Here is a 20,599-nt window from a genome sequence, read left to right as displayed (position 1 = left end):
GGTCACAGAAGCGCCGCGACGTCCGGAGAGATGGCCCTGCAGGGGCCGTTCGGGCATGCCGCCACACAGTGCATACCGCAGCGCCTGGTCCGTCTGGTCGGCTACCGCGCACCGGCGCGCGCCACGACTTTGCAACAGATGGCGAACGAGCGAGAGTCGGCCTGAAGCCGGATCGCTGCGGTTGCGACATCGGCGTTCGACTGCCGACCGCAGCCGAAGCGCCGACGCTCCCGATGGCTATTTGAAATGAAGGCTATTTGAAGAAGTCCCCGCATTTCTCGACTGTGGCATCCCCGCCCCAAGGCATCACCGGCACCGACGAGGTCGAATTCTTCGGCGAGCCCTCGATGAGCTTGTCCGAGTACACCATGTAGACCAGCACGTTCCGCTTCGGATCGCAGCCGCGCACGATCTGCATTTTCTTGAAGAACACCGACCGGCGCTTGCTGAACATGTCCTCGCCCTGATCCAGCTTGGCCTTGAAGTGGATCGGACCGATCTGACGGCACGCCAGCGAGATGTCCGAAACCTCCTCGGCGAGGCCCAGCCAGCCCTTGAAGCCACCGCGCTCCGGCACGGTGAAGTGGCAGGCGACACCCTGCACCTCCGGATCGTCGACGCCGTACACCGCCAGCTTGTCGTTGGGGCTGAGCAGCTTGAACACGGTCGAGCGCCGGAAGATCAGGTCCGGATCATCCGACGCGACGGCCGCAGTGGATGCGCCCGCCACGGTCAACGCCAACAGCGCAAGGACACCTGATTTGAAGCGGGAGAGACGAAACTGAGAGGCACGCCGGTTCATCGAATTCTCCATAGAAGCGGTTCTGTGCATTTGGTGAGCAGGGCACAGGTTTGGAAGGTGCAACTCCCGCCTGCCCACGCGTTTAACCTTCGGTGAAGCTTTTTTGTTACGGTCGGTCAGATTGCGCGGCGGTTCGCCACGAACGTGAACGTGTCTCGCGCGCGAATGACTAATCTACAATCCTGGTGGCAAGATTCGGGGAAGACCTGCGTGCGCGTATTTCACTGCGAAGCTGATTTCACCGACGAACGTTACCTGCGCACCGGCAAGCCCACGACGTCCGGGCGCTTGACGATATCTCAGGCGTCCTTCGCGGCCGGGATCATGGCCACCGCGATCGTCGCGGCACCGGTCGCACAAGCATCGCCGGCTTGGTTCTGGGCGGACGACGTGCCGGTCTACGACGCTCCCCTTTACGACGCGCCGCCGCCTGCGCCCAAGCGCCATCACCAACATCAGCGCAAGCGACTTCAGCTCGACCAAGAGGCCGAAAAGCAGATCCAGAAGCAGACCACCAAGCCGCAGGGCCCGGTGGTGATCGCCGTCTCGATCGAACAACAGAAACTTCGCGTGTACGACGCCAACGGCCTGTTCGCCGAAGCGCCGGTGTCGACGGGCATGCGCGGCCATTCGACGCCGATGGGCGTGTTCAGCGTCATCCAGAAGAGCAAGTATCACCGCTCCAACATCTACAGCGGCGCGCCGATGCCCTACATGCAGCGCATCACCTGGTCGGGCATCGCACTCCATGCTGGAGCCCTGCCCGGTTACCCGGCGTCGCACGGCTGCATCCGGATGCCGATGGCGTTCGCGGTCAAGATGTGGGGCTGGACCCGGATGGGCGCCCGCGTGATCGTTGCACCCGGCGAGATAACGCCGGCAAGCTTCACCCATCCATTGCTCGCCGCGAAGAAGCTCGTGCCGGATCCCGAGCCGATGGTGTCGGATTCGCCCAAGCCCGCGACCACGACCAAATCCGACAAGGCGGCCGACAACGGCAAACCGGCAGAGTCTGCGCTGCCGACCGATGAGCTGCGGCGCGGCATTGCATTGGGCAGCGACAAGCCGGCGACCGCTCCGGTCCGCACCGCGGATGCGGCAGCCGCGGCCGTGACGCTGACCGACGCCTCATCCAGCAAAGCCGACCAAGCCAGCGACACCGCTGGTCCGGCAACCACGGCGGCTGTCGGCGCAACCAAGGCGCAGGACAAGACCACCGAGCGCAAGCCGACCGACGGCAAGCCTGTGGACGACAAAGCCTCCACGACCGCCGACACCGCGCCGGCCGCAGAGCAGCCCAAAACCACCGCTGCGACAACGGACGATAAGGGGCTCTCGGGTTCCGAAAACAAGGACCAGTCGCACGCGCCGACTGCCGGTGATCAGACCGCCTCTGCCCCGGCTCTGCCATCTCCGAATCCGAAGCAGCAGATCGCCGCCTTCATCAGTGGCAAGGACGGCAGGCTGTACGTGCGGCAGAATCAGACGCCGCTGTTCGATGTACCCGTGACCATCGCGGCCAGCGACCGGCCGTTGGGCACGCACATCTTCACTGCCGAGCTCGACAAGGACCTGAGCGTGCGCTGGTCGGTCGTGTCGCTGCCGACGAAGCTGGCTAAAGCCGAACCTGAAGTGCAACGTAAATCCCGTCGCCATACCAGCAGCTTGGCCGAAGACTCCAAGACCTCGCATGAGACCAACAGCCCGGCAGAGGCGCTCGACCGGCTGACGATACCGCCGGAAGCAATGCAGCGGATTGCCGAGGCCATGACGAACGGCAGTTCCCTGATTGTGTCCGACCAGGGCATTGCGACCGGCGAGACTGGGAAAGGTACGGACTTCATCATTCCGCTGCGCTGACCTTCGCCTCCGCCGTCCTTCTAATCTGCGGGCAACTCCGCCGCCGTGGCAAAAAGCCGTTGGCACCTCTGGGTGCGAGCCTCTACCTTGGCGTAGCGATGCGCGCCGGCCCGACTCGGGCCGTGCTCGCTCGGACGACCAAACGGCGGAAGGACTTCGGCATGCGGATAGCAGCAGCTTTGATCGTTGCGGGTGTGGTGTCTGTCGGGACGACCGCGGCCTTCGCGCAGGCGCCGAAAGCTCCCGCTCCGGCGGCTGCTCAGGCCGCCCCTGCTCCAGCGCCCGCCCCGCAGCCGGCGGCTGCGGCCAAGCCGGTCTGTGCCAACCCGGATGCGCTGGGCGTCGGCCGCATCGTCGAGATCGATACCACCGGAGGCCCCGGCTTCGGCTTTGAGCACTTCAAACAGCTCGACTTCCTGCGCGACAAAGAGGTGGTGCTGACCTTCGACGATGGTCCCTGGCCGCACAACACCCCGGCGGTGTTGAAGGCTCTGGCTGACCAGTGCACCAAGGGGATCTTCTTCCCGATCGGCAAGCACGCCACCTATCATCCGGAGATCCTGAAGCAGGTCGTGGCCGCCGGTCACACCGTCGGCTCGCACACCTGGTCGCACGCCAATCTCGCCAACAAGAAGTTGACCGAGCAGCAGGCCAAGGACGAAATCGAAAAGGGTTTCGCCGCGGTGAAATGGGCGATCGGCACCGCACCGTCGCCGTTCTTCCGCTTCCCGGCGCTGCAGCACCCGCCGGCGCTGGTGACCTATCTCGGCACCCGCAACGTCGCGATGTTCTCCTGCGACATCGACTCATTCGACTTCAAGGCGCGCAAGCCGCAGCAGGTCGTCGACAACGTGATGAACAAGCTCGACAAGCTCGGCAAGGGCATCATCCTGATGCACGACTTCCAGAAGAGCACTGCCGAAGCTTTGCCGGAGCTGCTGCGGCGGCTGAAGGCCGGCGGCTACAAGGTGGTGCAGATGCGCGCCAAGGCGCCCGTGCAGACGATGCCGCAGTACGACGAGGAGCTCGCCAAGAGCAATCCGCTGCCGACCGTGAGCACGCGGCCGGTCAGCGCCGTCGTGCAAACGATCTCTGAATAAACCGCCTTGCTGATGCGGATCGCGAAGCGCCAATGACGGCGACGCCGGCGTTGACGATCGAGGGCTACGTCATCGTGTCGGCCGAGGGCAACCTCGCCGACGCCAACCGGCTGATGCCGGACGCCCTGAAGTACAAAGGTGATCAGGCATTCTTCGCCGCGGCGCTGGACCGGGCCGACCTGATCGTTCACGGCCGCAATTCGTTCGAGGATCAACCGAACTCGCCGCTGCGTCGCCGGCTGATCGTGACCCGGCAAGTTGCCGGGCTCGCACCCGACCCGTCGAACCCAAAAGCGCTGTTGTGGAATCCGGCAGGCGCTTCGTTCGCGGAGGCCTGCGCCCGCACCGGCGTGACCGCCGGCACGGCGGCAATCATCGGCGGGCCCGAGGTGTTCGCGCTCTTCTTCGATCGCTACGACACGTTCCATCTGTCGCAGGCGCCGCAGGCCCGGCTGCCCGGCGGCGAACCGTGTTTCCCCGGCGTGCCCGAGCGGACACCGGAGCAGATCCTGTCGGCGCATGGCCTGCACCCGGCCGACCGGCAGATCCTCGATGCCGACCACGACGTCAGCGTCACCGCCTGGCGCCGCCGCTGACGTCGATCACGCGGTGCCGGACGCCGCGCCGCCCCTGCCGATCCCGGCAATGATCAGCAATCCGCCGACCAGCGACAGGTTCTTCAGCGCGACCTGCAGATTGGCCTGCGCGTCTGGGCCGGTCTGGTTCCAGAAGTCGTGGAAGTAGTACGTCCCGACCGCGACGAACACGATCAGCACCAGCGCGCAGAACCGCGCGCCGAAGTTCAGGGCGATCAGCAGGCCGCACAACAGCTCGATCCCGCCGGCCGCGAGCGCCAGCATCTGGGCGAACGGCATTCCGGCAGCCTGCTCGAGCTGCGCCGTGTAGGTGGCCATCATCTCGGGGACGACGAACTTGCCGACCGCCTGGGTGGTCGCAGGCAGATCGAGCAGCTTGGATGCGCCGGAGTAGACGAACAGGATGGAGAACAGAAAGCGCCCGAGTACAATCAAGGCCGGCATGTGCATCCCCATGGACAGCGGCGAACGTGCCGCACCGCACCCTCAGTATGGCGCGGCGCCGGGGCTTTTCAAACGACCAAAAAATGACAGGTCTGGAGCGCGCCTCAGGCGAACAGCGTGCCCTGATGCCGCCCGGCCCGCTCCTGCGCCTCGACCACCGCCACCGCAGTCATGTTGAGGATGCCGCGCGCCGTCGCTGACGGCGTCAGGATGTGCGCCGGCAGCGCCGGGCCGATCAGGATCGGGCCGACCGGCAGCGCCTCGCCCACCACTTTGATCATCTGATAAGCGACATTGGCGGTGTCGAGATTGGGCATGATCAGCACGTTGGCGACGCCGGTCAGCCGCGAATGCGGCAGGATCATCTGCCGCGACGTCTCCGACAACGCGCTGTCGCCCTGCATCTCGCCGTCGGCTTCAATTTCCGGATGCTTCTCGGCGAGGATCGCGGTGGCGCGGCGCATCTTCAGCGACGAGTCGGTCGGGAAGCTGCCGAAGTCCGAATGCGATAGGAACGCGATCTTCGGCTTGATGTTGAAGCGCTGGACGTGGACTGCGGCGAGCGCCGCCAGTTCCGCCAGCTCTTCGGCGGTCGGATTGGGCCGCACCTGGGTGTCGGCGATGAAGATCGGGCCCTTCTTGGTGATCAGCAGCGCCAGCGCAGCATAGTCCGACACGCCTTGGCGACGACCGATCACATCACGGACATGACGCAGGTGGTTCATGTAGCGGCCGTCGAGGCCGCAGATCATCGCGTCCGCCTCGCCGCGCGCCACCGCGAGCGCTGCGATCACCGTCGAGTTGGTGCGCACCACCGTGCGCGCCGCAGCGGGCGTCACGCCGGCACGGCCGGCGATGTCGATGTAAGATTGGACGTAGGAGCGGTAGCGAGGATCGTCCTGCGGGTTGATGAGGTCGAAATCCTCGCCGGGACGGATCGACAGGCCGGAGCGCTTGATCCGCGCCTCGACCACCGAGGGACGCCCGACCAGGATCGGTCGCGCCAGCTTCTCCTCGAGAATGGTCTGCACCGCGTGCAGCACTTTCTCGTCTTCGCCTTCGGCATAGATGACGCGGACGGGCTGGCCCTTCGCCTTGGCGAACACCGGTTTCATCACGAGGCCCGAGCGGAACGCGAAGCGCTCGAGCTGTGCGTAGTAATCGTCGAACGAGGTGATCGGACGAGTTGCGACGCCGGAGTCCATCGCGGCCATCGCCACTGCAGGCGCGATCCGCAGGATCAGGCGCGGATCGAACGGACTCGGGATCAGCGAGCCCGGACCGAATCCGAATGCTTCGTCATTATCGAGACCGACCGACACCGGGTCCGCCGGCGCCTCGCGCGCGAGCTGCGCGATCGCATCGACGGCGGCGTGCTTCATCGCCTCGTTGATCGCGGTGGCTCCGACATCGAGCGCGCCGCGGAAAATGTAGGGGAAGCACAGGACGTTGTTGACCTGGTTCGGGAAGTCGGACCGCCCGGTGCAGATCATCGCGTCGGGCCGCACCTTGCGCACGTCCTCCGGCATGATCTCGGGAGTCGGGTTGGCGAGCGCCATCACCAGCGGCCGCTCCGCCATCTCCTTGACCATGTCCTGCGACAGCACGTTCGGCCCGGACAGGCCCAGGAAGATGTCGGCGCCGGGGATCACTTCAGCCAGCGTCCGCTTGTCGGTTTTCTGCGCGTAGACCTCTTTCCAGCGGTCCATCAGCACGTTGCGGCCTTCGTACACCAGGCCTTCGAGGTCACAGACGAAGATGTTCTTGCGCTGAGCGCCGAGCGACACCAGCAGATTGAGGCAGGCGAGCGCCGCCGCGCCTGCGCCGGCCGCGACGATCTTGACCTTCGAGATATCCTTGCCGGTCAGCGCCAGCGCATTCTTCACAGCCGCGCCGACGATGATCGCGGTGCCGTGCTGATCGTCGTGAAACACCGGGATCTTCATCCGGTCCTTCAGCATCGCCTCGATCTCGAAGCACTCCGGCCCCTTGATGTCTTCGAGGTTGATGCCGCCGAAGGTCGGCTCCAGCGCCGCCACGGTGTCGACCACGCGGTCGACGGTGTCGGCCGCGATCTCGATGTCGAACACGTCGATGCCGGCGAATTTCTTGAACAGAACCGCCTTGCCTTCCATCACCGGCTTGGCGGCGAGCGGCCCGATATTGCCGAGACCGAGCACCGCCGTGCCGTTGGTGACGACCGCGACCAGGTTGGATCGCACGGTCAGTTCGGCGGCCTGCGCCGGATCGGCGGCGATCGCGTTACAGGCTGCGGCCACGCCGGGGGAATAAGCCAGCGCGAGGTCGCGCTGGTTGGCGAGTGGCTTCGATGCCTGAATCTCCAGCTTTCCGGGCTTCGGCTTGCGATGATAGCCGAGCGCTGCCGCCTGAAGATCTTCGGAATACGACGCCATACGTTCCCCCGCCAGTGTGGTTAGTTTCGACCTGTCGTCCGACGCCTATTTGGCGTCGGGCAAGTTCAGCCGGATGTGCAGTTCGCGAAGTTGCTTCGGCGACACCTCCGACGGCGCCCCCATCAGCAGATCTTCGGCCCGCTGATTCATCGGGAACAGCGAGATCTCGCGCAGGTTCGTGGTGCCGCACAGCAGCATCACGATGCGGTCGACGCCGGCCGCCATGCCGCCATGCGGCGGAGCGCCATATTGGAAGGCGCGGTACATGCCGCCGAACCGGTCGACCACTTCCTGCTCGCCATAGCCGGCGATCTCGAACGCCTTCACCATCGCCTCGGGACGATGGTTACGGATGCCGCCCGAGGCGATCTCGTAGCCGTTGCAGGTGATGTCGTACTGGAACGCCTTGATGGTCAGCGGATCCTGCGACGTCAGCGCCTCCATGCCGCCCTGCGGCATCGAGAACGGGTTGTGCGAGAAATCGACCTTCTTGTCGTCCTCGTTGTACTCGTACATCGGGAAGTCGACGACCCAGGCGAGCGCGAACTGATCCTTATCGATCAGGTTCAACTCCTCGCCGACCCGGGTGCGCGCGAGCCCGGCGAACTTGACGAACTTGGACGGATCGCCGGCCACGAAGAACGCGGCGTCACCGGCCTTCAGGCCGAGCGCGGCGCGGATCGCTTCGGTGCGCTCCGGCCCGATGTTGTTCGCCAAAGGACCAGCGCCAACGGGATGAGTAACAGGATCGTGCGGTGTAGCCCCCGGACGTTTGTCGACTTCCGACTGCACGATGTTCAGCGTGTCCGGCTCGCGCCACATGATGTAGCCGAGGCCGGGCTGACCTTCACCCTGCGCCCACGAATTCATGCGATCGCAGAACGCTCTGGAGCCGCCGCCCGGACCGGGGATCGCCCAGACCTGGTTGCGCTCTTCTTCGAGCATGCGCGCGAATACCTTGAAGCCGGAGCCCCGGAAGTGCTCGGAGACATCCTGCATCTCGATCGGGTTGCGCAGGTCCGGCTTGTCGGTGCCGTATTTGCGCATCGAGTCCGCGAACGCGATGCGGGGCCAGCCCTTGGTGACGCGCTTGCCCTTGGCGAACTCCTCGAACACGCCGGTGATCACCGGCTCCATCGCGGCGAAGATGTCGTCCTGGGTGACGAAGCTCATCTCGACGTCGAGCTGATAGAATTCACCCGGCAGGCGGTCGGCGCGCGGGTCTTCGTCGCGGAAGCACGGCGCGATCTGGAAGTAACGGTCGAAGCCCGACATCATCAGCAGCTGCTTGTACTGCTGCGGCGCCTGCGGCAGCGCGTAGAACTTGCCGGGATGGATGCGGCTCGGCACCAGGAAGTCGCGCGCGCCTTCCGGCGACGACGCGGTCAGGATCGGGGTCTGGAACTCGAAGAAGCCCTGCTCCTTCATCCGCCGGCGCATCGAGTCGACGATCGCACCACGGGTCATGATGTTCTGGTGCAGCTTGTCGCGGCGCAGGTCGAGGAAGCGATAACGCAGGCGCACGTCTTCCGGATATTCCTGCTCGCCGAACACCGGCAGCGGCAGCTCACCGGCCGGGCCGAGCACTTCGATCTCGGTCACGAACACTTCGACCGCACCGGTCGGAAGGTCAGGATTGTCGGTGCCCTCGGGGCGGCGGCGGACGCGGCCGTCCATCCGCACCACCCATTCGGCGCGCAGCTTTTCGGCGTCCTTGAACGCCGGAGAATCCGGATCGGCCACGCACTGGGTGATGCCGTAATGGTCGCGCAAATCGATGAACAGCACGCCGCCATGGTCGCGGATGCGATGGCACCAGCCGGACAGGCGCACGGTCTGGTCGATATCGCTGTCGCGGAGCGCGCCGCAAGTATGGGTTCGATAACGGTGCATGGAAATCCCGGAAAAGCCGTCTTTAGGCAGAATCGCGTGTCCGCAAGCCGTTGCGGAGAGCGTCAGGGTTTACCCGAGCGAACCCACCGCGGCAACCAGATGCGGAACGGGGGACCACCGCGTTCAGAGCAGGCCGCAAGTCCCCGTCACAACCTTTCGCTCGCTTGTCTCCGGATTGCAGCTTTTCCGCGGAAGCTGTTGAAACCGGCCTGTTTCCGGCGGATTGTCGAAATGGCGAAGCGTTCTTAACTGGTGACCGATGACAGCGCATTTTCCGTTCGACAACAGCTACGTGGCGCTCCCGCCGAACTTCTTCGCACGGGTTGCGCCCACACCGGTTGCCGCCCCCCGGTTGATCAAGCTGAACCGCGCCCTTGCCGTGCAGCTCGGGCTTGATCCGGATCTGCTCGAGACACCCGAGGGCGCGGAGATCCTTTCCGGTAACCAAATGCCGGAATCCGCGGCCTCGATCGCGATGGCCTATGCCGGGCACCAGTTCGGCAACTTCGTGCCGCAGCTCGGCGACGGCCGGGCAATCCTGCTCGGTGAGGTGGTCGATCGGGACGGCGTCCGTCGCGACATCCAGCTCAAGGGCGCCGGTCGGACGCCGTTTTCCCGGATGGGCGACGGCCGCGCCGCGCTCGGTCCCGTATTGCGCGAATACATCGTCAGCGAAGCGATGGCCGCGCTCGGCATCCCGACCACCCGCTCGCTCGCAGCGGTGCTGACCGGCGAGACCGTGCTGCGCGATCCGATTCAGCCCGGCGCGGTGCTGACGCGGGTGGCCTCCAGCCATATCCGGGTCGGCACGTTCCAGTATTTCGCCGCCCGCGGCGATCTCGACAGCGTCCGGGCACTCGCAGACCATGCGATCACCCGCCACTACCCGGAGGCGGCGCAGGCGCCCTCGCCCTATCTGGCGCTGCTCGAAGGCGTGATCGGCCGGCAGGCGGAACTGGTGGCGAGCTGGATGATGATCGGCTTCATCCACGGGGTGATGAACACCGACAACTGCTCGATTGCCGGCGAGACCATCGACTACGGCCCCTGTGCGTTCATGGACACCTTCGATCCGAAGACCGTCTACTCCTCGATCGACCAGTTCGGCCGCTATGCCTACGGCAACCAGCCGCCGATCGCGCTGTGGAACCTGACGCGGCTGGCCGAATGCCTGGTCCGGCTGCTGGCCGATGATGAAGACAAAGGCGTCGAGATCGCCCAAGACGCGCTTGGCGGCTTTGCGGAGCGATTCAATGCCGCCTATCTGGCCAAGCTGGCGGCCAAGCTCGGCCTGTTCACCAGCCAGCCGGACGATCCGCAGCTTTCTCAGGACTTCCTTGCGGCCCTGGCCAAGGGCGAAGCCGACTTGACCCTCGCGTTCCGCCGGCTGAGCGACGCCGCAGCCGACCCGTCGGACCTTGGCGAGGTTCGCCCCCTGTTCAGCGATCCGTCTGCGTTCGACGACTGGGCGCCGCGGTGGCGCGCCCGGATCGCAACCGAGCCGCAGGACGGCCCGACCCGCCAGGCCGCGATGCGCCAGGTCAACCCTGCCTATATCCCGCGAAATCACCGGGTCGAAGCCGTGATCCGGGCGGCGGTCGACCGGGACGATTTCGCCCCCTTCGAAGAAATCCTGGCGGTGCTCACCAACCCCTTCGAGGAACAGGCGGAATTCGCCCGCTATGCGGAGCCGCCACAGCTCCATGAACGGGTGCTGGAAACTTTCTGCGGAACTTGATCGTCGAAGGGTGAGCGTGTCTAGTGAACAGGATTCGACGGCTTTGGGCAGCCGGTGCAGCCGATTGTCGCCAGACCCGTTCCCCAAACGCGACAGAGTTTAATGGACCTGATTTCAACTTCCGAGCAGCTTGCCGACGCCTGCGCCCGTCTCGCCCGCCATCCCGTCATTACGGTCGACACCGAGTTTTTGCGCGAGACCACATTCTATCCACTGCTGTGCGTGGTGCAGATGGCGAGCGCCGAGGAAGCGCTGGTGATCGACGCGCTGGCCGACGGCATCGACCTGAAGCCGTTCTTCGACCTGATGGCGAATGAGCAGGTGCTCAAGGTCTTCCATGCCGCGCGGCAGGACATTGAAATCGTCTGGCACCGTGCCGGCATCGTGCCCCACCCGATCTTCGACACTCAGGTCGCCGCGATGGTCCTGGGCTATGGCGACAGCATCGCCTACGACCAGCTCGTCGAGCGCATCACCGGCCACCGTCCCGACAAGACCCACCGCTTCACCGACTGGTCGCGCCGCCCCCTCACCGAGGAGCAGGTGCACTACGCGGTCTCCGATGTCACCCATTTGCGCGATGTGTTCGCGGCACTCGATGCCGACCTGAAGAAACGCGGCCGCAGCGATTGGGTCAGCGAGGAGATGGAAGTTCTGAGCTCGCCGAGCACCTACGACGTCCATCCCGAGCGGGCCTGGGAGCGGCTGAAGACCCGCGTCCGCAAGCCGAAAGAGCTCGCGGTGCTGATGGAGATCGCCGCCTGGCGCGAGCAGGAAGCACAGAGTCGCGACGTCCCGCGCTCGCGCGTCCTCAAAGACGACGCTCTGGGCGACATCGCCACCCATGCGCCGACCTCGCTGGAAAGGCTCGCCACCCTGCGCTCGCTGCCCAAGGGCTTCGATCGATCCAAATGGGGCACCGAGATCGTCGCAGCGGTGCAGCGCGGGCTGGCACGCGATATGGCGGCGCTACCGAAGATCGACAAGCCGCGCAACAACTCCAACGGCACCGCGATCGTCGAGCTGCTCAAGGTGCTGCTGCGGATGACCTCCGAACGCCACGCGGTCGCCGCCAAAGTCATCGCCACGGTCGACGACCTTGAACAGATCGCCGCCGACGACAACGCCGATGTCGGCGCGCTGCGCGGCTGGCGCCGCGAATTGTTCGGCGAGGCTGCGCTCGCCTTGAAGCACGGCCGGCTTTCGCTCGCGATCGAGCGCGGCAAGGTCATTCAGGTCGAACGCAGCGCCGCTGCTCGGAGCTGAAGCGCCGGACAATGATCGTTCGACCGCAGCCTAATCTGTTTCAGCTGTTCTTTCTGGTTCAAGGCTCGGTGGTGCAGCGGATCTTTCCGCAGGCGCTGCTGATCGCGGCCTTGTCGGTGGCGGTGGTGTGGGCACATCACGCCTATCCGGGCCTCGTCTCCGATTTCAACAGCGCGCCGTTCACGGTGCTCGGCATCGCGCTGTCAATCTTCATGGGCTTCCGCAACAACGCCTGCTACGACCGCTGGTGGGAAGCTCGGCGGCATTGGGGCGAACTGATCTGCCTCAGCCGCAATCTGGCGCGACAGACACAGATCCTGCCCTGTTCCGGCGACGATCCGGAGCGCAGCCGGCGGACGCTTCTGACGCTGGCTATGGCCTTCGCCCAGGCGCTGGTGCTGCATCTTCGTCCGGGAAGCGACACCATCAAGGTGACGCGCCATCTCGGCGCCGACACCCGCGCGCGCTATGAGGCCAGCCGCAACGCGCCCGAAGTCATCCTCTCGGCGATGCAGGCCGAGCTTGCGGCGCTGCATCGTAGCGGCGAATTGCGCGACATTCCGTTCCAGATCATCGATCGCACTATCGGACAGATGGCGATGGTGCAGGCCGCGTGCGAACGCATCCGCTCGACGCCGGTGCCGTTCGGCTATTCGCTGCTGCTGCACCGAACCGCTTACGTGTTCTGCTTTCTGCTGCCGTTCGGCTTCGCCAACACGCTCGGCTGGTTGACGCCGTTCGCCACCGCGCTGGCGGCCTACACCTTCTTCGGCCTCGACGCGCTCGGCTCCGAGCTGGAAGAACCGTTCGGCCAATTGCCCAACGATCTGCCGATCGCAGCGCTGGCTGATACCATCGAGATCAATTTGCGCGAAGCACTCGGCGAAACCGATCTGCCGCCGTTGCCGGCGCCGGTCGACCACATCCTTGTGTGAGCTGCGGTTAGCTGCGCCGCTTCAGCGCAGCACAATCGTTCCTGAGCGCCCGACCATCTTGGCGAGCTGCTTGAACCGGCTGCCGACGCGATCGGCGACCAGATCGACCAGCCTGTGCTCGAACACCAGCATCAACTTGCGGCCTTCGGTGCGGAAATGCGTGGCGGGCAGAACGCCGGGCCTCGCCGCACTGATCAGATGCGCGACCCGAAACGCGGCGCCGAGCAATCGCGCACGATCGTTGAGCGCGTCGGTGACCAATTCGCGCGCCGACAACGGCGGCTCATTCTGTTCGCTGAAGCCCGCGTAGCGGTAGTACACGGACAATCCCATGAAGGCGCGGTCGCGATGCGTGACGTCACCGAAATTAGCGTTGGCGATCAGCGACAAAGTCTGTTCCCCGCGATGATCCGGATGCACCCGCCAGCCGACATCCGACATCAGGCAGGCCGCGCGTCGCAGCCGGCGATCCTCTTCGGTTTCCTTGACCTTGGCGACACGGAACAGCCGGTCGGTCCACTCGATCAGCTCCTCGGCGTGACGCGACGAACGCGACAGCAGCCGGTTCAAGTTCTGCGCGGCGCACAGCAGCCCGTCCTTGGTGCGTTCGGCAGGCGGCAGTTGCTCGTACAACAGACCTTCGCGCACCCCATAGGTCGAGAACACGATCATCTTCGGCTTGGCGATCCGAATGACGTATTCGAGCACGAGCGCCGCATAGGCCAAAAGCGGCCGCCGCGCATCGGCGATGACTTCGATATCGGCGAGCTGATTGGCGGCGGCCAGGACGCGAAGCCGCTTGGCGAACCGCAGCGCTTCGGCCGCAGGAATCGAATAGCCGTGCATGACCTGCAGCGAGTAACCGCTTTGGATGATGTGGATGCGGGCCAGCGCGCGCCAGGTCCCACCGACCGCATAGAAATTCCGGCCCCGCCCGGTTTTCAGCGGGCCGGACTCGGAAAGCAATTGCTGGGCGATCCGTTCGGCGCGCTTGAGTGATTTCTGCGAAGCGTCCTGCAAAGCCAGGCTGCCCAGCGGCAACGTCACGCCCTTGCGCACGGCGCTGCCACGAACCTCGATCAGTTCGAGCGAACCGCCGCCGAGATCGCCGACGATTCCGTTCGGCTTGTGCACCCCCGAGATGACGCCGAGCGCCGAGAGTTTGGCCTCCCGCGGCCCCGACAGAATCTCGATGGTGACACCGCAGATCCGTTCGGCCTCGGCGATGAAATCTGGACCGTTCTTGGCGTCACGACAGGCGGCGGTCGCGATCGCGAACACCTTGCCGACCTTCATCACCCGGATCAGCGCACGAAAACGCCTCAGCGCGACCAACGCCTTGTTGACCGCATCCGTGGTCAGAAGCCCCGTGGTCTGGACCTCACGGCCGAGGCCGCACAGCGCCTTCTCGTTGAAGACGGTGACCAGGCTGCGCGCCAGCGCCTCGTAGACCACGAGGCGCACGGAGTTCGAGCCGATGTCGATAACGGCGACGCTGGGTTCGCGCCTGTGCGGCTGCTTGCTCAACGTCGTCGTCCCTTAGGAAGATTGCTGGGACTGCTGGCGCTCGGCCCGCCGGGTGAGCCGGCGGGGCGAGGATTCCTGGAGCGACTTCCCACGGCCGGACAGACTCGGATTGGTCATGAAGTAGTTGTGCACGTTGAAGGGCTCCTCGCCCTTGGCGGCCTTCATACGCGTCGACGATCCATCCGGCAACAACCGCCAGCTCTGCTCGGTATCTTTCAGGTTGGCGACCATGATCTGTTCGAGCACCTGCTGATGCACGGTCGGGTTGAGCATCGGGCACAACACCTCGACACGGCGATCGAGATTGCGCGGCATCATGTCGGCGGACGAGATGTACACCGCAGCCTTGGCGCTCGGCAGGCCGTAGCCGTTGCCGAAGCAGTAGATGCGGCCGTGCTCGAGGAACCGGCCGATGATCGACTTCACCCGGATGTTGTCGGACAGACCCGGCACGCCCGGCCGCAGGCAGCAGATGCCGCGAACGACCAACTCGACCGAGACCCCTGCCCGGGACGCCTCGTACAGCGCGTCGATGATCTCCGGGTCGACCAGCGCATTCATCTTCAGCCAGATCGCCGCCGGCTTGCCGTGCTTGGCGAACGTCGTCTCGCCGCGGATATGCTCCAGCATGGTCTTGCGCAACGTGATCGGCGAGACCGCCATCTTCTCGATGTCGCTCGGCTCGGCGTAGCCGGTGATGTAGTTGAACACGCGCGCGGCATCGCGGCCGAGGATCGGATCGGACGTGAAGTACGACAGGTCGGTATAAATACGCGCCGTCACCGGATGGTAGTTGCCGGTGCCCGTGTGAATGTACGTCGTCAGAGTCCCGCCCTCGCGCCGCACCACCAGCGACAGCTTGGCGTGGGTCTTGAGCTGCAGGAAGCCATACACAACCTGCACGCCGGCGCGCTCGAGGTCGCGTGCCCAGCGGATGTTGGCTTCCTCGTCGAACCGCGCTTTGAGTTCGACCAGCGCGGTGACCGACTTGCCGGCCTCGGCGGCTTCTGCGAGAGCCCGCACGATCGGCGAGTTGTTGGAGGTACGGTACAGCGTCTGCTTGATCGCGACGACGTCGGGATCGCGCGCCGCCTGCTGCAGGAACTGGACGACCACGTCGAACGATTCATACGGGTGGTGGACGATCAGGTCCTTCTGCCGGATCGCCGCGAAGATGTCGCCGCCATGGTCGCGAACCCGCTCCGGGTGCCGCGGCACGTAGGGCACGAATTCGAGGTCGGGACGATCGACCCGGGTGAGCTGCGACAGCTCGTTCATCGCCAGCACGCCGTCGACCAGGAACACCTCATCGTCGGCCGCGGTGAGCGCGCGCTGCACGAACACACGCAGTTCCTCCGGCATGGAGGAGTCGACCTCCATCCGGATCACCGACCCCCGCCGCCGCCGCTTCAGCGCGGTCTCGAACAGCCGGACCAGATCCTCGGCCTCTTCTTCGATTTCCAGCTCGCTGTCGCGAATGATCCGGAACGAACCCTGCCCCTTGACGTGGTAGCCGGGGAACAGCCGTCCGATGAACAGCGAGGTCGCCTGCTCCAGCGTCATCAGACGCACGGTCTGATCCTTGCCGTTCGCGGGCAGCCGGATGAAGCGGTCGATCCGCGCCGGCATACGGATCAGGGCGTTCATTGGCTTGCCGTCGGAGACCCGCGCCAATTGCAGGCCGATGGTGAAGCCGAGGCTCGGGATGAACGGGAACGGGTGCGCCGGGTCGATCGCCAGCGGCGTCAGCAGCGGGAAGATGTTGTGGAGGAAGTGGTCCTCGATCCAGGTCCGTTCGGCCTTGGTCGCATCCTTGCCATCCAGCAAAACGATACCGGAATCGGCCAACACGCCGCGAAGGTCACGCCAGATCGACTGCTGGTCGCTGGCGAGCCTCGAAACCGCTTCATTGACCAGTCCGAGCTGTTCGGACGGCGTCAGACCGTCGGGACTGCGCTCGGTGATGCCCTCCCGGATCTGCGCCTTGATGCCGGCCACGCGGACCATGAAAAATTCGTCGAGATTGTTCGCCGAGATCGACAGGAACCGCACCCGTTCCAGCACCGGGTGGTGCGGATTGACCGATTCTTCGAGCACGCGCCGATTGAAATGCAGCCAGGACAACTCGCGATTGATGAATCGCTCGGGGCCCGCGGCGATCACCGATGCCGGCTCGGTCTCGCCTTTTTTCTCTTCGATCGCAATCACTTGCTCGGAGTCCATGAGAAACTGATCCAGACTAGGATGGGGCGCACCGCGGCTGCGGCGCCGCGAGACAATGCTGACGCTGCATGACGTTTCCATGACATTGAGGAGCGAGGCGCAGAATCCGTCAAGCGGCGCGCCTTCCCGCCACGTATCGGCTGACGCGGATCAGTCGTCGCGCAGCACTTCGGAGGCCAGCGCCCTCGTTACGGGGCGGCCAAGGCGCAGCGCCATGGTGTCGAGCTTTTCCACCACCTGACGGGCGGCCACGAACGACCGGTCGATGCGGTTGGCGAGGTAGCCGACCAGCGCGGCATCGATGCACATCTGGCGGTCGGCGCAGAATTTGACGATCAGGGCCCGAAACAGCGCGTCGTCCGGCGGCAGCAGCGACACCACCGGCACTGTCCGCAGCCGCGACCTCAAGTCGCGCAATTCCACCGGAAACGCCGACGGCGCGGTCCGGCCTGTGAACAGCACGTAGGCCTCGTCTTCCCGCGCCATATTCATCAGGTGAAACAGCGCACGCTCGTCGAAGCTGCCGGGGACGAGATCCTCCACGACCAGCGCGCCGGTCGCCAGCGCACCCGGCACAGCCGCCGCATGCAGCGCTTGCGCCGCGGTCGATCGGGCCCCGGACAGCTCCGCCCAGATCGCGGCCAGATGGCTCTTGCCGCTGCCCTCGGGGCCGACCAGCATCATGATACGGTTGGGCCAGTCCGGCCAACTCTCGATCAGCGACAACGCAGCCGTGTTGGCGGAACCTTCCAGAAAATCCTCGCGCGACAGGCTTTCGGCGTGCGGCAGGTCGAGGGCTAGTTGTCGAGGTTCAACGCGAACTGCCACGGGGCGCTCCATGCCGGGCCCGCACTTGCGGCCGGCCGACGCGGTCAACGGCTGGGCTCGATCGTGCTCATGTGCCGCATCCACTCGACGAGATAGAAGGAGACGGAAAGCAAGGTCAAGACGGTCACCGCGCCCATCAGAAACAGGTCGTAAGGCATCGGCTCGAAGCCGAAGGCGAGCGCCCCGAGCACCATCGCCGCGAACGCGACCTGCGCGACCGTGTTCAGCTTCGACACCATCAGCGGCTTCATCGGGATCGGCTTGCCGAATACCCAGGAGATCATCACCGCGCCGACAATCATGATATCGCGCGACACCACGAGGATCACCAGCCAGCGCGGAATCGCGCCCCAGATCCCCAGCGAGACGTAAATCGAGACCAATAGAGCCTTGTCGGCAAGCGGGTCGAGCAGCGCACCGAGTTCGCTCGCCATGTTGAACCGCTTCGCCAGGAATCCGTCGACCGCGTCGCTGACCCCGGCCACCACGAACACCGCAAAGGCGATCGCCATCTCGTTGGACGCAATCGCCCAGACCACGACCGGCACCAACAAGATGCGGCAGAGCGTAATGATGTTGGGTATGCTCACACGACGTTCCCGGCTCCCGACCCAAATCCGTCGAAAAAGCTCGACTTTCGACGGTTGAGCGGGCTGGTTTTCTACATAGACCATGCTGGAGCCCCTTGCGAGCCATTGCACGCTGGCGGAATCCGACGTAACCACCCCAAAACATCGGCTGGGCGCGGACAAGCGGGACTTAGGTCTAGCGTCGTCGCGCCGGCGAAATCGACGGCGGGCTCCGCCCTGGCGACGGATGCCCGGGTGCCGCACAGCTTGAATTGGGAAAACCGGGCATGACCGAGCGGAAGCACGGCCTCACCTACGCCGACTCCGGCGTCGACATCGATGCGGGCAACAGGCTCGTCGATTTGATCAAGCCGATGGTCCGCGCCACGGCACGGGCCGGCGCGGACTCCGAGATCGGCGGCTTCGGCGGCCTGTTCGATCTGAAGGCGGCCGGCTTCAAGGATCCGGTACTGGTCGCGGCCACCGACGGCGTCGGCACCAAGATCAAGGTCGCGATCGACGCCGGCCTGCATGCCGGAATCGGCATCGACCTGGTGGCGATGTCGGTCAACGACCTCGTGGTGCAAGGCGCCGAGCCGCTGTTCTTTCTCGATTACTTCGCCTGCGGCAAGCTCGATCCCGAGGCCGCCGCCGAGATCGTCGCCGGCGTGGCCGAAGCCTGCCGCGAGTCCGGCTGCGCGCTGATCGGCGGCGAGACCGCGGAGATGCCGGGCCTGTACAAGGACGGCGACTACGACCTTGCCGGTTTCTCGGTCGGCGCCGCCGAGCGCGGCACGCTGCTGCCGTCGAAAGACATTGCCGAAGGCGACGCGGTGATCGGGCTGGCGTCCTCCGGCGTGCACTCCAACGGCTTCTCGCTGGTCCGCAAGATCGTCGAAAAATCCGGCCTGCCCTATGACGCGCCGGCACCGTTCTCGCCGGTGATGACGCTCGGCGGTGCGCTGCTGGCGCCGACCAAGCTCTATGTGAAGTCCTGCCTGCAGGCGATCCGTGACACCGGCGCCGTCAAAGGCCTCGCCCACATCACCGGCGGCGGATTTACCGAGAACATCCCGCGGGTGCTGCCGAAGCATCTCGGCGTCGGCATCGACCTGCCGCGGCTTCCGGTCCTGCCGGTGTTCAAATGGCTCGCCGAGCAAGGCGAGATCGCCGAACTCGAACTGCTGCGTACCTTCAACTGCGGCATCGGCATGGTCATGATCGTCAAGGCCGACGCCGTCGATCAGGTCACCGAAAGCCTCACCGCCAGCGGCGAAAGCGTGCATCTGCTCGGTCAGGTCATTGCCGCCAAGGGCGAGCAGCGCGTGGTCTATGACGGCCACCTCGACCTCGCCCTGTGAGCGCGCCGATGAAGCCTCGCGTTGCTATCCTGATTTCCGGGCGCGGCTCCAACATGGCCGCGCTGATCGAAGCCGCGGCTGAGGACGGCTTTCCCGCCGAGATCGCTGTGGTGATTTCCAACGTGGCGACGGCGGGCGGTCTTGCGATCGCGGAGCGCAGCGGCATTGCCACCGTGGTGATCGAAAGCAAGCCGTTCGGCAAGGACCGCGCCGGCTTCGAAGCCAAACTGCAAGCCGAACTCGACGCACGCGGCATCGAGCTGATCTGCCTCGGCGGCTTTATGCGGCTGTTCACGGCCGAGTTCGCGCAGCGCTGGTACGGCCGGATGCTGAACATCCACCCGTCTCTGCTGCCGTCGTTTCCCGGCCTCGATCCGCACGGTCAGGCCTTGCGCGCCGGCGTCAAGATTTCGGGCGCAACGGTGCACTTCGTGACACCTGATACAGATGCCGGTCCGATCATCGTTCAAGGCGCCGTGCCCGTGCAGGACGACGACACCTCCGAGACGCTGGCTGCGCGCGTCCTCGGCATCGAGCTCCGGATCTATCCCGCTGCGCTACGAATGCTGGCGGCAGGTCTGCTGCGGCTCGACGGCGATCTCTGCAAATCGTCTTCGCCAACTGCGCCTAGCGAAGCACTGATCGTGCCTACGGCGAAGTAATCGACCAATCGAAGCTCCCCCGGCTTTCCACCGGGGGCAGTCGAGAACCAATCGGCCGGCGAAATCAGGAGATCTTCAGGTTTTCTGCCGACGACCGACCGCGGTTTTCGACCAGGTCATACTCGATCGCCTGGTTCTCATTGAGCGTGCTCAGCCCAGCGCGCTCGACCGCTGAAATGTGGACGAAGACGTCCTTGTCGCCCGTGGTCGGACGGATGAAACCATACCCCTTGGTGGGGTTGAACCATTTGACGGTGCCCTTTTGCATCGCCTGCCTCCCGATCTAGATACAAAAAAGACGTGGCACGTTATCAACGTGTCACGCCACAAGCGGCGAACCCGATGCTTTGTTGTCGATTTCCCAGTCGCAAAACATGAAGC

17 protein-coding genes are annotated in these 20,599 nt (G+C 65.1%); 8 read left to right on the top strand and 9 right to left on the bottom strand.

The genetic code is table 11. The features are described 5' to 3' along the window. Nucleotides 1-253 precede the first annotated feature (253 nt). Complete coding sequence (locus DY468_RS02935; protein ID WP_205511845.1) at nt 254-802, bottom strand: CreA family protein; 549 nt, start codon at nt 800-802, stop codon at nt 254-256. 210 nt (nt 803-1,012) lie between these two features. On the opposite strand from DY468_RS02935, the gene DY468_RS02930 reads away from it, so the two are divergent. The 3 genes from DY468_RS02930 (at nt 1,013) to DY468_RS02920 (ending at nt 4,358) form a co-directional block, all read left to right on the top strand. Next, nucleotides 1,013-2,662 carry a L,D-transpeptidase gene (locus DY468_RS02930; protein ID WP_164602217.1) on the top strand — a complete coding sequence of 550 codons (1,650 nt, stop codon included), beginning with the start codon at nt 1,013-1,015 and terminating at the stop codon, nt 2,660-2,662. Nucleotides 2,663-2,823: 161 nt separating this feature from the next. Then, entirely contained in the window at nt 2,824-3,762 is a 939-nt protein-coding gene (locus DY468_RS02925) for a polysaccharide deacetylase family protein (protein WP_164602215.1), read from the top strand. 32 nt (nt 3,763-3,794) lie between these two features. Beyond that, the gene (locus DY468_RS02920; protein ID WP_164602213.1) at nt 3,795-4,358 is read left to right on the top strand and encodes a dihydrofolate reductase family protein; all 564 of its coding nucleotides are present in this window, start codon (nt 3,795-3,797) and stop codon (nt 4,356-4,358) included. 6 nt (nt 4,359-4,364) lie between these two features. Here DY468_RS02920 and DY468_RS02915 read toward each other — a convergent pair whose 3' ends face one another. The 3 genes from DY468_RS02915 to aspS all read right to left on the bottom strand — a co-directional run bounded on the left by DY468_RS02915 (nt 4,365) and on the right by aspS (nt 9,109). After that, entirely contained in the window at nt 4,365-4,802 is a 438-nt protein-coding gene (locus tag DY468_RS02915; RefSeq protein ID WP_164602211.1) for a DoxX family protein, read from the bottom strand. A 104-nt stretch (nt 4,803-4,906) separates the two neighbouring features. Further along, nucleotides 4,907-7,216, bottom strand: coding sequence for an NADP-dependent malic enzyme (locus DY468_RS02910; RefSeq protein ID WP_164602209.1), 2,310 nt, complete (start codon nt 7,214-7,216; stop codon nt 4,907-4,909). Nucleotides 7,217-7,261: 45 nt separating this feature from the next. Beyond that, a complete protein-coding gene (aspS, locus tag DY468_RS02905; protein ID WP_164602207.1) occupies nt 7,262-9,109 on the bottom strand; it encodes an aspartate--tRNA ligase in 1,848 nt (615 codons plus the stop codon). Nucleotides 9,110-9,368: 259 nt separating this feature from the next. On the opposite strand from aspS, the gene DY468_RS02900 reads away from it, so the two are divergent. From DY468_RS02900 to DY468_RS02890, 3 genes are all read left to right on the top strand, one after another. Then, nucleotides 9,369-10,847 carry a protein adenylyltransferase SelO gene (locus DY468_RS02900; protein WP_164602205.1) on the top strand — a complete coding sequence of 493 codons (1,479 nt, stop codon included), beginning with the start codon at nt 9,369-9,371 and terminating at the stop codon, nt 10,845-10,847. A gap of 102 nt (nt 10,848-10,949) precedes the next feature. After that, complete coding sequence (gene rnd, locus DY468_RS02895) at nt 10,950-12,113, top strand: ribonuclease D (protein ID WP_164602203.1); 1,164 nt, start codon at nt 10,950-10,952, stop codon at nt 12,111-12,113. An 11-nt stretch (nt 12,114-12,124) separates the two neighbouring features. Continuing rightward, on the top strand, nt 12,125-13,048 hold the full coding sequence (locus DY468_RS02890; protein WP_164602201.1) for a bestrophin family protein: 924 nt from the start codon (nt 12,125-12,127) through the stop codon (nt 13,046-13,048). Nucleotides 13,049-13,069: 21 nt separating this feature from the next. On the opposite strand, the gene ppx is transcribed toward DY468_RS02890, so the two are convergent. From ppx to DY468_RS02870, 4 genes are all read right to left on the bottom strand, one after another. After that, a complete protein-coding gene (gene ppx / locus DY468_RS02885) occupies nt 13,070-14,575 on the bottom strand; it encodes an exopolyphosphatase (protein WP_164602200.1) in 1,506 nt (501 codons plus the stop codon). A 12-nt stretch (nt 14,576-14,587) separates the two neighbouring features. Next, nucleotides 14,588-16,798 (bottom strand): RNA degradosome polyphosphate kinase, encoded by a 2,211-nt coding sequence (locus tag DY468_RS02880; RefSeq protein ID WP_164602198.1) that lies wholly within the window; start codon nt 16,796-16,798, stop codon nt 14,588-14,590. Nucleotides 16,799-16,948: 150 nt separating this feature from the next. After that, on the bottom strand, nt 16,949-17,626 hold the full coding sequence (locus tag DY468_RS02875; RefSeq protein WP_164602196.1) for a P-loop NTPase family protein: 678 nt from the start codon (nt 17,624-17,626) through the stop codon (nt 16,949-16,951). 44 nt (nt 17,627-17,670) lie between these two features. Beyond that, nucleotides 17,671-18,216, bottom strand: a complete 546-nt coding sequence (locus DY468_RS02870) for a CDP-alcohol phosphatidyltransferase family protein (RefSeq protein WP_164602229.1) — start codon at nt 18,214-18,216, stop codon at nt 17,671-17,673. Between the two features lie 266 nt (nt 18,217-18,482). Between DY468_RS02870 and purM the strand changes: the two genes are divergently transcribed. Then, nucleotides 18,483-19,556 (top strand): phosphoribosylformylglycinamidine cyclo-ligase, encoded by a 1,074-nt coding sequence (gene purM, locus DY468_RS02865; RefSeq protein WP_164602194.1) that lies wholly within the window; start codon nt 18,483-18,485, stop codon nt 19,554-19,556. 8 nt (nt 19,557-19,564) lie between these two features. Further along, on the top strand, nt 19,565-20,218 hold the full coding sequence (gene purN, locus DY468_RS02860) for a phosphoribosylglycinamide formyltransferase (RefSeq protein WP_164602192.1): 654 nt from the start codon (nt 19,565-19,567) through the stop codon (nt 20,216-20,218). A gap of 64 nt (nt 20,219-20,282) precedes the next feature. Here purN and DY468_RS02855 read toward each other — a convergent pair whose 3' ends face one another. Next, nucleotides 20,283-20,486: a cold-shock protein gene (locus tag DY468_RS02855; protein WP_164602190.1), complete on the bottom strand. Its 204-nt coding sequence runs from the start codon at nt 20,484-20,486 to the stop codon at nt 20,283-20,285. Nucleotides 20,487-20,599 lie beyond the last annotated feature (113 nt).

The organism is Rhodopseudomonas sp. BR0M22 (genome assembly GCF_010907035.1).
Lineage (GTDB): Bacteria > Pseudomonadota > Alphaproteobacteria > Rhizobiales > Xanthobacteraceae > Rhodopseudomonas.
The sequence above is the reverse complement of the archived record's forward strand: the minus strand, read 5'-3'. Positions and strand labels throughout refer to the sequence as shown.